Source organism: Streptomyces spiramyceticus, assembly GCF_028807635.1.
Taxonomy (GTDB): Bacteria; Actinomycetota; Actinomycetes; order Streptomycetales; family Streptomycetaceae; genus Streptomyces; species Streptomyces spiramyceticus.
In genome coordinates this window covers 4,681,727-4,694,880 of sequence record NZ_JARBAX010000001.1, presented here as the reverse complement: position 1 = coordinate 4,694,880, position 13,154 = coordinate 4,681,727, and the positions used below count along the sequence as shown (strand labels likewise).

Annotated in this window: 14 protein-coding genes; 4 read left to right on the top strand and 10 right to left on the bottom strand. The window is 68.2% G+C overall.

Annotated elements, in window-relative coordinates; translation table 11 throughout:
• The first annotated feature begins 96 nt into the window (after positions 1–96).
• A complete protein-coding gene (locus PXH83_RS21685; RefSeq protein ID WP_274562128.1) occupies positions 97–723 on the top strand; it encodes a TetR/AcrR family transcriptional regulator in 627 nt (208 codons plus the stop codon).
• Here the strand turns inward: PXH83_RS21685 and PXH83_RS21680 are convergent.
• From PXH83_RS21680 to PXH83_RS21670, 3 genes are read right to left on the bottom strand one after another with little or no spacing between them, the layout of a single operon-like run.
• Positions 683–2,176 (bottom strand): hypothetical protein, encoded by a 1,494-nt coding sequence (locus tag PXH83_RS21680; RefSeq protein ID WP_274562127.1) that lies wholly within the window; start codon positions 2,174–2,176, stop codon positions 683–685. The genes PXH83_RS21685 and PXH83_RS21680 overlap by 41 nt on opposite strands.
• The gene (locus PXH83_RS21675) at positions 2,177–2,422 is read right to left on the bottom strand and encodes a DUF397 domain-containing protein (protein WP_274562126.1); all 246 of its coding nucleotides are present in this window, start codon (positions 2,420–2,422) and stop codon (positions 2,177–2,179) included.
• Entirely contained in the window at positions 2,419–3,243 is an 825-nt protein-coding gene (locus PXH83_RS21670; protein WP_274562125.1) for a helix-turn-helix domain-containing protein, read from the bottom strand. The genes PXH83_RS21675 and PXH83_RS21670 overlap by 4 nt, the downstream gene beginning before the upstream one ends.
• Before the next feature lie 109 nt (positions 3,244–3,352).
• Here PXH83_RS21670 and PXH83_RS21665 point away from each other — a divergent pair, with 109 nt between their 5' ends.
• The gene (locus tag PXH83_RS21665; protein ID WP_274562124.1) at positions 3,353–3,811 is read left to right on the top strand and encodes an ATP-binding protein; all 459 of its coding nucleotides are present in this window, start codon (positions 3,353–3,355) and stop codon (positions 3,809–3,811) included.
• 11 nt (positions 3,812–3,822) lie between these two features.
• On the opposite strand, the gene PXH83_RS21660 is transcribed toward PXH83_RS21665, so the two are convergent.
• The 3 genes from PXH83_RS21660 to PXH83_RS21650 form a co-directional block, all read right to left on the bottom strand.
• Positions 3,823–5,523, bottom strand: coding sequence for a coenzyme B12-dependent isobutyryl-CoA mutase large subunit (locus tag PXH83_RS21660; protein WP_274562123.1), 1,701 nt, complete (start codon positions 5,521–5,523; stop codon positions 3,823–3,825).
• Positions 5,524–5,616: 93 nt separating this feature from the next.
• The gene (locus tag PXH83_RS21655; protein ID WP_274562122.1) at positions 5,617–5,943 is read right to left on the bottom strand and encodes a DUF3817 domain-containing protein; all 327 of its coding nucleotides are present in this window, start codon (positions 5,941–5,943) and stop codon (positions 5,617–5,619) included.
• A gap of 72 nt (positions 5,944–6,015) precedes the next feature.
• Positions 6,016–6,525 (bottom strand): MarR family winged helix-turn-helix transcriptional regulator, encoded by a 510-nt coding sequence (locus tag PXH83_RS21650; RefSeq protein WP_274562120.1) that lies wholly within the window; start codon positions 6,523–6,525, stop codon positions 6,016–6,018.
• Positions 6,526–6,722: 197 nt separating this feature from the next.
• On the opposite strand from PXH83_RS21650, the gene PXH83_RS21645 reads away from it, so the two are divergent.
• A complete protein-coding gene (locus PXH83_RS21645; RefSeq protein ID WP_274562118.1) occupies positions 6,723–7,766 on the top strand; it encodes a glycoside hydrolase family 6 protein in 1,044 nt (347 codons plus the stop codon).
• A 59-nt stretch (positions 7,767–7,825) separates the two neighbouring features.
• On the opposite strand, the gene glxA is transcribed toward PXH83_RS21645, so the two are convergent.
• From glxA to PXH83_RS21625, 4 genes are all read right to left on the bottom strand, one after another.
• Positions 7,826–9,775: a radical copper oxidase GlxA gene (glxA, locus tag PXH83_RS21640; protein WP_274562115.1), complete on the bottom strand. Its 1,950-nt coding sequence runs from the start codon at positions 9,773–9,775 to the stop codon at positions 7,826–7,828.
• A 3-nt stretch (positions 9,776–9,778) separates the two neighbouring features.
• Positions 9,779–11,584: a glycosyltransferase family 2 protein gene (locus PXH83_RS21635; protein ID WP_274562113.1), complete on the bottom strand. Its 1,806-nt coding sequence runs from the start codon at positions 11,582–11,584 to the stop codon at positions 9,779–9,781.
• Positions 11,585–11,745: 161 nt separating this feature from the next.
• Positions 11,746–12,039 carry an MTH1187 family thiamine-binding protein gene (locus PXH83_RS21630; protein WP_214928091.1) on the bottom strand — a complete coding sequence of 98 codons (294 nt, stop codon included), beginning with the start codon at positions 12,037–12,039 and terminating at the stop codon, positions 11,746–11,748.
• Complete coding sequence (locus tag PXH83_RS21625; protein WP_274562110.1) at positions 12,036–12,380, bottom strand: DUF3817 domain-containing protein; 345 nt, start codon at positions 12,378–12,380, stop codon at positions 12,036–12,038. The genes PXH83_RS21630 and PXH83_RS21625 overlap by 4 nt, the downstream gene beginning before the upstream one ends.
• Before the next feature lie 135 nt (positions 12,381–12,515).
• Between PXH83_RS21625 and PXH83_RS21620 the strand changes: the two genes are divergently transcribed.
• Positions 12,516–13,154, top strand: a complete 639-nt coding sequence (locus PXH83_RS21620; protein WP_274562107.1) for an AIM24 family protein — start codon at positions 12,516–12,518, stop codon at positions 13,152–13,154.

Genomic DNA, 13,154 nt, shown 5'->3' with positions numbered 1-13,154 from the left:
GTCGTAGCGTAACTCCAAAGGCAGGGACCGCGCTGCCCTCTTTCGGTGATCTCCCTCACGGCGCTCTATTCCCTACTGGCCGGTATGGTCGCGGGCATGCCCAGCCAGTCCCCGACCACTCCGCCTTCCCGTACGGGCCGCCCGCGCAGCGTGGAGGCCGACGCCGCGATCCTTGTGGCGACCAGGGCGGCGCTGGTCGAGCTGGGCTGGTCGAAGTTCTCGATGGGCGATGTGGCGAGCCGGGCGGGTGTCGCCAAGACGACGCTCTACCGCCGCTGGGCGAACAAGAACGAACTGGTCGTCGACGCCGTCGCCGTCCTTTTCGACGAGCTGGAACTCCCGGACCGGGGAAGTCTGACGGCCGACATCGAGGGCGTGGTGCTCCAGTTCTCGGCACTGCTCGAACGCCCCGAGACGAAGACGGCGCTGATGGCGGTGGTCGCGGAGTCGACGCGCGACGAGATCTTGCGCGAGCGGATCCGCTCGGCGATCGTCGACCGCCAGAAGTGCCTGGTGCTGCTCGGCCGGGAACGCGCGCAGGCCCGTGGCGAGCTGCCGTACGAGGACTCCCCCACGCAGGCGGCGCGCAATGCGGACCTGATCTTCGACGTGATCGCGGGCGCCGTGGTCCACCGAGCGCTGGTGAGCGCGGAACCGGTGGACGCGGACTGGGCGCGCAGCTTCACGGCGCTGCTGGTGAGCGGCCTGACGTCGGGGCTGTGAGCGGGCACCTCTCACCGGCTGACTCGGCAGGCACGAGCCGGACTTTGCCCGCAGGCACCTTGAGAGGTTTGCTCGTCCGCGCGTCCCAGAGCACTGCGTCGCCACCTGCGACCCCGAAGGCGAGGTAGGGGCGGGTGGGATCCAATCTGCCTCCTTCACCCGGGAGTTGGACGGGCGGCACCGCGGCCTCTACGCAGGTCCATTCGGGTTCGACACCGAAGTACGACGGCGGCTGCTCGCCCTTCGCGGCGGCTGCGGCGGTGGCCTCCGCCGCCGAACTGGCCGACGACCAGGCCAGTTTGCCGACGCCGAGGAGAATGGCCCCGAGCAGGACGACGTACAGCACTCCATTGAACTGCTCCCCCGACCGTACGCGGTGGAAGTGCTTGGCTATGCCCCACAGCGCGGGCGCGAGCAGCATCAGGCTCAGGTACGTCAGCAGCTTCAGCGCGGAAGCGGCCTGCCAGAACCCCGGTACGTCAAGGTCGTCGGCGGACATCCCCAACGCTTTGGCATACAGCGCATGCAGTACGGATCCGGCCCCGACAACCGAGGTGACGGCAACGGACACGACGAGCGGCACGGCCCAGGTCACCCACTCGCCCAAGGTCCACTGTCTGACCAGCAACCAGAGGCCGTAGATCGCGACCATGGCCAACGGGACGGTGAGGAGGTTGGCCCAGACGAACACATCCTCCTCCTGCTTGAGCCACGTGAGCCCCAGCAGCAGAAATCCTCCGGCGGTCGTGATCGCCGCCGTACTGCGATGCGAGGGGTTGCCGTACCGGTAGAACGCGCTCATAGGCCACATGCACACCCCCAGCACCACGAGGAAGGCGACATCCCAAGCACGTTTGTGCTCCGGGTACTGGGAGCCCATCCACGTGACCAGAGCGAGCAGCGTGACGCAGGCCAGGAAGAGCAGGATCGGCAGCGCCTTGGCCCGGCCCCAGATCGACCGTTCACGCCACGGTCCGGACGTCGGGCGTACGGCAACGTCCGTACACCCGTCGGAACGGGCCATCCGCAGCGCGGCCCGAGGCAGGCCGACGACCAGGACGCCGGTGTCCCTGAGCCCGGCGGCCACCCCGAGGCGACCGCCGCGCCGCATGGGCAGCTGCCGCCCGGCGGTGCTGAACACCCACCATGCCAGGGAGGGGTGAAGGTCTCGGACGACGAGTTCCGCGCGCCGGGTGTACATCTCCAGCCGGGCGGCCTTCGCAGCCTGCTCGACGCGCCACGCGGCCCCGACGGCGGCGCGCGAGGCTGACCCGTACAGCCGCACCTCGACGCGGTACATCCGCCGCGCCGCCGGATCGTCGGCGTCCGGTACGTGCCCGATGACCGGCCAGCCGTGCTCCTCGAAGACCCGCTCGGCCTCCTGCCAGTCGCGCTCGCCGCCGCGGACTTCGATCAGGGCCTGTACGCGTTGGTCGTAGCGCGCTCTTCGCATCTACCGCTGCGCGAAGGCGACGAATCCGGCCCACTGGGCGGCGTCGAAGGTGAGCACGTCGCTGTCGGGGCGCTTGGAGTCCCGTACGTGGACGGTGTGGGGGCAGGTGGCTACCTCAACACAGTCACCGCCCTCGGCACCGCTGTAGCTGGACTTGCGCCAGGTCATGGCGACTTCGACGCACTGGCCACCCTCGGCGCCGCTGTAACTGCTCTTGAACCAGTCGAGTTCGCGCACGACGTTCATACCTCTCCCAGCAACTTCTCGATGAAGGCCAAGGACTCACGAGGGGTGAGAGCCTGTGCTCGGATAATCCCATAGCGCGCTGCGAAGGCTCGCACATGTGCACGGTCGGTCACCAGTGTGCTCTGACCCTGGACCTCCATGTATGCGACCTCCTCGCCGTCTGTCGGCGAAATTACCTTGAACGCACCATCCACCCCGGCGTTGTCCTCCCGATCCAGGGGCATGACCTGAATCTCGACGTTACGCCGCTGACCGGTGAGCAGCAGATGCTCCAACTGGCCACGAAGCACTGTCTTTCCGCCGAAGGGGCGCCGGAGGACGGGCTCCTCGAAGACGAAGCTCAAGAGTGGGATCGGCTTGCGTTCGAGCATCTCCTGCCGGGCCAGTCGGGCAGCCACCCGAAGTTCGATCGTCTCGTCGTCCAGCACAGGGCGTCGCATGGCGAGCAGCGCCCGCGTGTACTCCTCTGTCTGCAACAGGCCATTGATTACATGGGTGTCGTAGACCTGAAGGTCAGCGGCTTCCGCCTCCAAGCGGGCCGCATCGCGGAAGAACGCCGGATACTGCGCCCGCGCGACCTCGCCCTTCATCGTGCTCAGCACCCCACACGCGCCCAGCACCTCATCCGCCTTGTCGATGAACTTCGGCGGCGGAATTCGTCTCCCCTGCTCGAACGCCGCGATGGACGACGGCGAATACCCCGTCGCCGAGCCGAACTCGGCGCGCTCCAGGCTCGCCCGCTCGCGGAACAGCTTCAACTGGCGCCCGAACACCTGGAGAATCCCCGACCCCGACGGGTCGTCCGGCAACTGGTCGGTCATGGTCCCCGCACCTCCACCACGCGTACACGTACGGCACCCCCCGTTACAGACTCCCCGGTAGGCGCGTCCCTTCTCGCCAAGCTACGCCGCGCCCGGGACCGTAATGCTCATGAACGCAGAAGCTCCCTCGTCCGAGGTACTCCCCCAAACCAGCACCGCAGCCCACGAGTTCGCCATGCACTTCACCTCGACCACACGCGGCGCCCGCCTCGCCCGCCGGCTCGTCTCCCACCGCCTGGACGCGTGGGGCCACCCCTACACCTCCGACACCAACACCACCGTCACGCTCATCGCCGCCGAGCTGACCGCCAACGCCGTGCGCCACGGCCACGTCCCCGGCCGCGACTTCCACGTACGCCTCACGCAAACCGCCACTCACACCATCCGCGTCGAGGTCAGCGACACCCGCACCGAACGGCAGCCCACGACAACGGCCGCCCCCGCGCCGGATTCCGACGCCGAGGGCGGCCGTGGCCTGTATCTCGTCGCACAGCTCGCGACCCGCTGGTCCGTCACCGGCCGCGCGCCCGCGCCGGGCAAAACGGTGTGGGCCGAGCTCACGTACTAGAAGCCCGCGTATTAGAAGCCCGGCGGCTCCGTGTACACGCCCCACTCGTCCCGCAGTACGCCGCAGATCTCGCCCAGCGAGGCTTCCGCCCGTACCGCGTCCAGCATCGGCTCTATCATGTTCGAGCCGTCGCGGGCCGCCGCCAGCAGTGCGGCCAGGGTCGACTCGACCTTGGCCTCCTCCCGGGCCGCCTTGCGCTCGCCCAGCACTCGTACCTGGTCGCGCTCGACCTCGTGGCTGACGCGGAGGATCTCCAGGTCACCCGTCACCGAGCCGTGGTGGCAGTTCACGCCCACCACCCGCTTGTCGCCCTTCTCCACCGACCGCTGGTACTGGAAGGCCGATTCGGCGATCTCGCCCGTGAACCAGCCGTCCTCGATACCGCGCAGGATGCCGGACGTCATCGGGCCGATCGGGTGCTGCCCGTCGGGGTGCGCCCGCGTTCCGCGCTCCTTGATCTGGTCGAAGATCTTCTCCGCGTCGGCCTCGATACGGTCGGTCAGCTGCTCGATGTACCAGGAGCCGCCCAGCGGGTCCGCCACATTTGCTACGCCCGTCTCCTCCATCAAGACCTGCTGCGTGCGCAGCGCGATCTCCGCCGCCTGTTCCGAGGGCAGGGCCAGCGTCTCGTCCAGCGCGTTGGTGTGGAGGGAGTTCGTGCCGCCGAGGACCGCCGCCAGCGCCTCGACCGCCGTACGGACGACGTTGTTGTACGGCTGCTGCGCAGTCAGGGACACGCCCGCCGTCTGGGTGTGGAAGCGCAGCCACTGCGCCTTGTCCGTCTGGGCGCCGTACACGTCCTTCATCCAGCGCGCCCAGATCCTCCTCGCCGCGCGGAACTTCGCGATCTCCTCGAAGAAGTCGACGTGCGCGTCGAAGAAGAAGGACAGACCGGGCGCGAAGGTGTCCACGTCCAGGCCACGGGACAGGCCCAGTTCGACGTAACCGAATCCGTCGGCGAGCGTGTACGCGAGCTCCTGCGCTGCCGTCGCGCCCGCCTCGCGGATGTGATAGCCGGAGACCGACAGGGGCTTGTACGCGGGGATGGAGCTCGCGCAGTGCTCCATGAGGTCGCCGATAAGGCGCAGGTGCGGCTCGGGCTGGAAGAGCCACTCCTTCTGGGCGATGTACTCCTTGAAGATGTCGGTCTGCAGCGTGCCGTTGAGTACGCCCGGGTCCACGCCCTGGCGCTCCGCCGCGACCAGGTACATGCAGAAGACGGGGACGGCCGGGCCGCTGATCGTCATCGAGGTCGTGACGTCTCGGAGCGGGATGTCCTTGAAGAGGACCTCCATGTCGGCCGCCGAGTCGATGGCGACACCGCAGTGGCCGACCTCGCCGAGCGATTTCGGCTCGTCGGAGTCGCGGCCCATGAGCGTCGGCATGTCGAAGGCCACGGAGAGCCCGCCGCCGCCGTTGGCCAGGATCATCTTGTAGCGCTCGTTGGTCTGCTCGGCATTGCCGAAGCCCGCGAACTGGCGGATGGTCCAGGTCCGGCCCCGGTAGCCGGTCGGGTACAGGCCGCGCGTGAAGGGGTACTCCCCGGGCCAGCCGATCCGCTCGAAGCCGTCGTACGTGTCGCCGGGGCGGGGCCCGTACGCCGGGTCGACCGGGTCTCCGGAGAGGGTGGTGAAGTCCGCGTCGCGCTTGCGGGCCTTGTCGTAGCGGGCCTGCCAGCGTCGGCGGCCTTCCTCAATCGCGTCAGCGTCCATACCTCGAATTTACTAGGACGTCCTAGTAAATGTCGATGGCTGACCGCCACGAGCCTTGCTCGCGGCGATGGTCAGCGGTGAAGCGGTGAAGTCCTACGCCTTGGCGGTCGCCGGGGCCACGTCCGTGATCAGCGAACGGGCCTCGCGGGTGACCTTCGGCTCGACGAAGAACGAGGCGAAGGGGATGCAGCCGGCCGCGAGCACCCACAGCAGCTTGCCGAACGGCCACTTCGCCTTGGTGCCGAGGTCGAAGGCGAAGACGACGTAGATGATGAACAGCACGCCGTGGATCTGCGAGATCAGCATGGTGTCGCCGACCTTGAACGCATACTTCGCGATGATCGCGGCGGTGAACACCAGCAGCCATACGGCGGTGATGTAGGCCATCACCCGGTACCGGGACAGCACATTCGACTTCATGGCATTGAGCGTAACCGGGCGCAATCGGCGATCTTCGGGCGGGGCGGAGCCCGTCACCACCCGCCTACCGCCCTACTGCTCCTCGAAATCCTTCGCGGCCACCCGCAGCGGACGCAGCATGGCGAAGATCTCCGCGCACTCCTCCGCGTCGTACGCCCCGAGGCCGAAGTCCATCGCCATCAGGTCCCGCGTCGCCGCCTCGACGACCTCGCGGCCCTTCTCGGTGATGGAGGCGAGCGTGCCGCGCCCGTCGTTCGGGTTCGGCCGCTTGTCGACGAGGCCGGACTTCACCAGACGGTCGACCGTATTCGTGACGGACGTCGGGTGGACCATCAGCCGCTCGCCGATCTTGGACATCGGCAGCTCGCCCGCCTTGGAGAAGGTGAGCAGCACCAGCGCCTCGTACCGGGCGAAGGTCAGGCCGTACGGCTTGACGACGGCGTCGACCTCGGCGAGCAGGATCTGGTGCGCGCGCATGATCGAGGTGATCGCGGCCATCGAGGGCACGGGGCCCCAGCGCTGCTGCCAGAGTTCGTCGGCTCTGGCGATGGGATCGAAGGGGAGGCTGAGCGGCTTCGGCACGCCATCGACCCTACCCGCCGGTCATATGGTGAACAGCCCCGTCTCGCGCTTCGGTCTTTGAGTGGGTGCGGGGAACTGCGCCACAGGCACCCGCACTGCACCTCCGGTGTCGCACCCATGCCCTATACGCCCCTTATGTAATGATTGCCCGGTCCGCAGCACCTACCGCCAGTCGTCGAACCACCCAAGGGGGCTGGATGCCCGGCCGCAGACCGACCCGCTCGCTCACCGCCGCAGGCGTCGCCCTCTTCGCGCTCATCACACTCCTCGCCGCAGGCTGCTCCTCCTCCGGCAGTTCCGGGCCCGAGCACGGGCAGAAGCGCGAGTCCGCCGCCCAGGCCCACGCCCCCATCGACAACTCGTCCCCCTTCTGGGTCGACCCGGACAGCGAGGCCGCCCGGCAGGTCGCCGCCTGGGAGGCGGAGGGCCGCAGCAGCGACGCCCAGGTGCTGCGCAAGATCGCGGACCGGCCGATGGCCCTGTGGGGACCGGGTGACGACCCCGGCCCCGAGATCCGCCGGGCCAGGGCGGGGGCCAGGGCCGCCGGGCGGACGATGGTGCTGACCGCGTACAACATCCCGTACCGCGACTGCGGCCAGCACTCGGCCGGCGGCGCCCGGGACGCCCGCGCGTACCGCAGCTGGATCGGCGCCTTCGCCGACAACATCGCCGACAACAAGGCCGTCGTCATCCTGGAGCCGGACGCCGTCGCGCACATCATCGACGGCTGCACCCGCGCCGATCACCACGCCGAGCGCTACCGGCTGCTCTCGGAGGCCGTCGACCGGCTCAAGCGGAACCCGAACACCAAGGTCTATCTGGACGCGGGCAATCCGGCCTGGATCCGCAACCCGATGGACCTCGTGGTGCCCCTCTACAAGGCGGGCCTGGAGCGCGCCGACGGCTTCGCCCTCAACGTCTCCAACTTCCAGCCCGACGCGATCACCCGGGCCTACGGCGCCAAGATCTCCAAGGGCACCAAGAACAAGCACTTCGTCATCGACACCAGCCGCAACGGCGACGGCCCGCTGCCCGGAGACCGCGCGCAGGCCTGGTGCAATCCGCCGGGCCGCTCCCTCGGGCTGGCGCCGACCGACCGCACGGGCGACCCGCTCGTCGACGCGTACCTGTGGGTGAAGCGGCCCGGCGAGTCCGACGGGCCCTGCCGCGGCGGCCCGGCGGCCGGCGCCTGGTGGCCGGACTACGCCCTGGGGCTGGCCCACAGAGCCAAGGACGCTTAGGGCATGCCCGGCGGATCAGGCCTGGGCCGCCGGACACGCCCCAGCCCCGAGGGGCATGCTCACTCCACGTGCAGCCACTTCGCCTCCGACGGCGTGCCCTCCGCGTCCGTGACGAAGAGCATGTACCAGCCGGGCGGCACCAGCGACTTGTCGCCCGGCACCTCCACCGTCACCTCGCCCTTGCCCTTCGTCAGGCCGAGTTCGATCGAGCGCTGCTCGACGTCCGTGGTGTGGGTGACCGCGCTGGGCCGCATCAGCCGGGCCCGCGCGATCCGCTCGGGGTGGGCGGTCTTGTATGTCGCCCGGTTCTGCGGGCCCAGCTCGCGCGGCCCCTGTCCGAGCGCCGGCCGCAGCGACTTGTCCCGGTAGAGATACGGCGGCGTGTAAATCTCCATCCGCTGCTCGAACTTGCCGAGCTTGGTGTTGTCCTTGTCGCCGAACAGGGAGTCCGAGCCGAAGGTGACGACGCGGCCGTCGGGCAGCAGCAGCGCCTCGGAGTGGTAGTTGCGCCCGACCTTCGGCGCGGCCGCGGCCCTGAACTCGTTCCTCTTCGGGTCGTAGAACTGCGCCTTGAGGATGTTGCTGGCGCCCCGCCCCCGGTAGTCCCTCGACCCGCCGCTGGTGAAAACCGAATCGTCCGGCATGATCACGCTGTTCAAGTACCTGACGCCCTGCGGGAGTTGAGGACCATCCCTGAAGGCCGGACTGTCCTCCTTCAGGTCAATGATCGCCGTACGGCCGGTCGCCTTGTCGGACTCGCCGACTCCGCCGCCGCCGAGGATCATCACCCTCTGGTCCTGCGCGGGCGGCAGGACGAGCGAGGCCGACGTCTCGGTCTGGTCGAGGTCGGTGAGGCCGCCGACCGTCTTGAAGGTGTTGGTCGACAGGTCCCAGATCCCGGGCCGGCGCCCCTTGTCGGCGGGCCCGTACCCGGCGTTGGACCCGGAGTAGAAGAGCTTGCCGCCCTTGGTGAGGAAGAGTGCGGGGTAGGTCGGGAAGTACCGGAAGGGCGCCTCGGACCACTTCTTCGTCCTGGGGTTGTAGTACTCGTTGTCGCCCGCGAGGATCGCGCCGACGTCGTCGAGCCCGGAGACGGCCAGCACCTTGCCGTCCTGGAGGGTGACCAGAGTCGGATACCAGCGGGCCTCCTTCATCGGGTCGACAGGTATGTACTTCTCGGCCCTGGGGTCGAATTCGTACGCCGCCCTGATCCCTTGGAAGTCCTGCTTCTCCATGGTGATCTCCTGGGCGATCCCGTACGTATTGGCGGCGGCGTCGCCCTCCAGCCCCTCGATCTCGTACTGCACTGCCTCCTTGGTGACCCCTTGCGGCCCCTCCTTGACGGCCTCGACGAAGACCCGGGCCTCGGCCGCGACGACGTTCGTCCTCCCGGGCATCCTTCGCCCGCTCTTTGCGTACGTGATCTCGCGCTTCGCCTTCGGCACGGTCACGTCGAACTTCGAGACGTACGTTCCCCCGAAAGGCGAGCGGAAGCGGGTGCCCTTCTTGAGCGTGACGGGCTTGTCCGGGCTCTCGTTCTTCACCCGCATCCCGCCACCGGCCCGCATGACCTTGTCGCCGAGCACCTCGTAGCGGGCGGTGCCGCCCGCCACCAGGAGGCGCCCGTCGGGGAGTTGGGAGTGTCCGGCGCAGAAGAAGTCTTCGGGCGTAGGCACCAGCTTGAAGGAGTCGTCCGCCGGGTTCCACAGGACGGTGTCGAAGGAACCCTCGTCGAACCTCTTCTGGTCGTTGCCGGAGCCCGCGATGATCAGCACCTTGCCCGTGTGGAGCAGGGCTGCGTGGATCGCGTTCGTACGGTATTCCTCCGGAATGTCGACGGTGTTCCAGGAGCCGTACTGCGCCTTGTAGGCGGGCTGGGCGATCTTGTACGCGTGGTACTTCTCCTCGGCGAACGAGAGCACGGCCGGAGCGTTGAGACCGGCGAGCACGACCACCGCGCCGCTGCCGAGGAGTGTCTTCTTGAACTTCTTCGTCGGCTGGTAGTCCATGCGTCAGCTCCCTTCGGTCGTCGTGGCGAACGCGGGCTCCGGCTCCTCGCCGTGTGTTCTTCTCGTGCCGCTCGTGCCGCTTATGCCGCTCGTACCGCTCGTGCCGCTCGTGCCGACGACGACCGCGACCCTGTCGCGGCGCGCACGCAACAAGGTCCAGCACCAGACGCCGACCGGCGCGAGCGCGATGATCAACGCGAGTACGGACCAGGTGCGCATCGCCGCATGGGTGTGGCCGTAGCGGAAGGAAGCGACCAGCGAGACGCTCAGCACCGCGGCCCAGAAGAGGTGGATGCGGAAGGTCATCAGCCGGTCGGGGCTGGCCTCGCCGCCCTTGGGCGTGACCACGAACCTGCCCCGGGTGCGCAGCAGCGCCGAGCCGAGCGACTTGGCGTAGACCGGCGCGCAGAGCGCGGACATCGCCATGCCCGCGAGTCCCCCCGAGCCCGCGGGCTCGTGCGGCGAGACATTGTGCTGCCGATTCCACAGGTAAAGCCCTACCTGGAGGGCCGCGGCGTCGCTGTAGAGCATCAGCCACACCGAGGAGGAGACCTGGGTGCCGGAGGCCCCGAACCACAGGAACAGGACGCAGCTGAGGATGCCGAGCAGCCAGTTGACGGCGGTCATCGGGTAGTACACGAGCATCAGCGTGTACGTCAGCAAGCGACCCGGCGGCACCCGGAACGGTGCCTTCCAGTACTGCCTGAAAAGGGTCTCGTACGTCCCGCGGGACCAGCGCATCTGCTGTGTGAAGAAGTCGGTCCACGAGGCGGGCCCCTCACCGACGGCCAGCACGTCCGGGGTGTACACGGAACGCCAGAAGTGCCCGGTGACCGGGTTCTTCCTGCGGTGCAGCTCGAAGCCGGTGGCCATGTCCTCGGTGATCGAGTCGTAGAGGCCGCTGACCTGCAGGAGGGCGGCGACGCGTACGACGTTGTTGGTGCCGACGAACATGGGGGCGCCGTAGCGGTTGCCGGCCCGCTGGATCAGCGCGTGGAAGAGGAACTGCTGCGACTCGGCCGCCTTGGTGACGCACGCGCTGTAGTTCCCGTACACCTGCGGCCCGACGACGAAGGCCACGTCCGGGTCGCGGAAGTAACCGAGCATCCGCTCAAGGAAGTTGGGGAGCGGGACGTGGTCGGTGTCTACGGAGGCGAAGAAGTCGTACGCGTTGCCGTGCATGGCGAGCCAGGCGTTGTAGTTGCCGTGCTTGCTCCTCGCCCGGTGCGGGCCCCTCTTCCTGTTCCACTCCGGTACGCCACGGCGGGTGAAGTGCCGTACGCCCAGGTCCACGCAGAGCGTCTTGGCCTGTACGTCGTCGCCCTCGTCGAGGAGCCATATGTCGAGCGGCCCGTCGTGCCGGAGCCGGACCGCGCCTTCGAGCGTGGCCCGCAGCATCGTGATCGGTTCTTTGCCGGGTACGTACGTGGTGAGGAACGCGACCCGGGTGCCGCGTTCGGGCGTCACGGGTATGGGGTCCCTGGCGACCAGCGTGGCGTGTGCGATGGACACCACGTTGACCAGCATGAAAGACATGATCAGCCCGATCGCGACCAGCATCACGAAGTCGAGATGCACCAGCCAGCGGTCGCCGCCCTCGCGCTCGGTCCATTGGGTGGGCCAGACCAGGTAAACCAGGAGGACGGCCGAGAGGAGCGGTGCCAGGGTCATCAGCAGTACGGCGCGTATTCGGCGCGGCTCCTGGGACATGAGACTCCGAAACCGCACGCGGTAGGGACCGGGCCCGGGCTCCGATATCGGCCCGGCGAGCATGCTGTGGGTCTCGTAGTCGTAGCCCTCCGGCCGCATAGTGCCTCCAGCTGTCGAGCATGTCCCGATACCCCCTACAGAAGGGGACATTTGTCGGCATGTCGAACCAAGGGCGTCCGAGCGGGCGGTTTTGCCTGTTACGCAGGCACGACAAAGCCCCCGACCGCTTGGGGCGGTCAGGGGCGGCGTCGGCAGCCGGATCAGGCGCTCAGGTGGCGCTCCACCGTTTCGACCTTGGAGGTCAGGCCGTCGGTGACTCCGGGGCGTACATCGGCTTTGAGGACCAGGGAGACGCGCGGGGCGCGGGCCTCGACGGCGGCGACGGCACGCTTGACGACGTCCATCACCTCGTCCCACTCACCCTCGATCGACGTGAACATCGCATCGGTGCGGTTGGGCAGCCCGGACTCGCGCACCACGCGGACGGCATCGGCGACGTACTCGCCCACGTCCTCGCCGACACCCAGCGGGGAGACGGAGAAGGCGACGATCATGCGCCGACCACGCCTTCCTTGCGGGCACGCCCGGCGATGATCGCGTCCTCGGCCTCGCGCTTGAGGCCGCGGTCGGCGAAGAAGCCGCCGGTCGGCAGGACGGACATCGCGAAGTAGAAGGCTGCGGTCTTCAGCGGCCACTTGGTGCGGTTCCAGGCGTCCGCCCAGAAGAGGACATACAGGACGAAGAGCAGACCGTGCACTGCGCCCATGACCGGGACCGCGTTGAATTCCGTCGTGCGCTTGAGCACCGAGCAGACGAGCAGCAGCAGGAAGGAAACCGCCTCGGGCGTGGAGACCAGGCGGAGGCGGCGGAGTGCGGAAGCGGTCTTGATGTCCACGGAGGGCAACCTTCGTAGTCGCGGAAAACTGTCACTGTCGATCTTGTGAACGGACGCACAAGCTCGGCCCCCATTGTGACAGCCACACCCGCCGCCCCTTTATCAGGGTCGCGCGCACGGGATACCGTCACTTCCGTGGCTCAGTTCCGACTCCAAGGCAGCAAGGTGCTCGCCGTCGACATGACCGGCGACGCCGTCAAAGCGAAAAACGGCTCGATGGTCGCGTACGACGGCCAGATGGCCTTCAAGAAGATGTCCGGCGGCGGTGAGGGCGTGCGCGGCATGGTGACGCGCCGGCTCACCGGCGAGCAGATGACCGTGATGGAGGTGAAGGGTCACGGCACCTGCTATTTCGCCGACCGCGCGAGCGAGATCAGTCTCGTATCGCTCCACGGCGAGAAGCTGTACGTGGAGTCCAGCAATCTCCTCTGTACGGACGCGGGTCTGCGCACCGGCACCTCCTTCACGGGGCTGCGCGGCGGCGCGACCGGCAACGGTCTGTTCACCACGACCGTGGAAGGCAGCGGCCAGGCAGCGATCATGTCGGACGGCCCGGCGGTGGTCCTGCGCGTCTCCTCCCAGTACCCGCTCCAGGTCGACCCGGGTGCGTACATCGCGCACCAGGGGAACCTCCAGCAGCATTTCCAGTCCGGCGTGAACTTCCGCACGCTCATCGGCGAGGGCTCGGGCGAGGCGTTCCAGATCCGTTTCGAGGGCGACGGTCTCGTCTACGTGCAGCCCAGCGAGCGCAACACCATCGGGGGCGACGTCTGA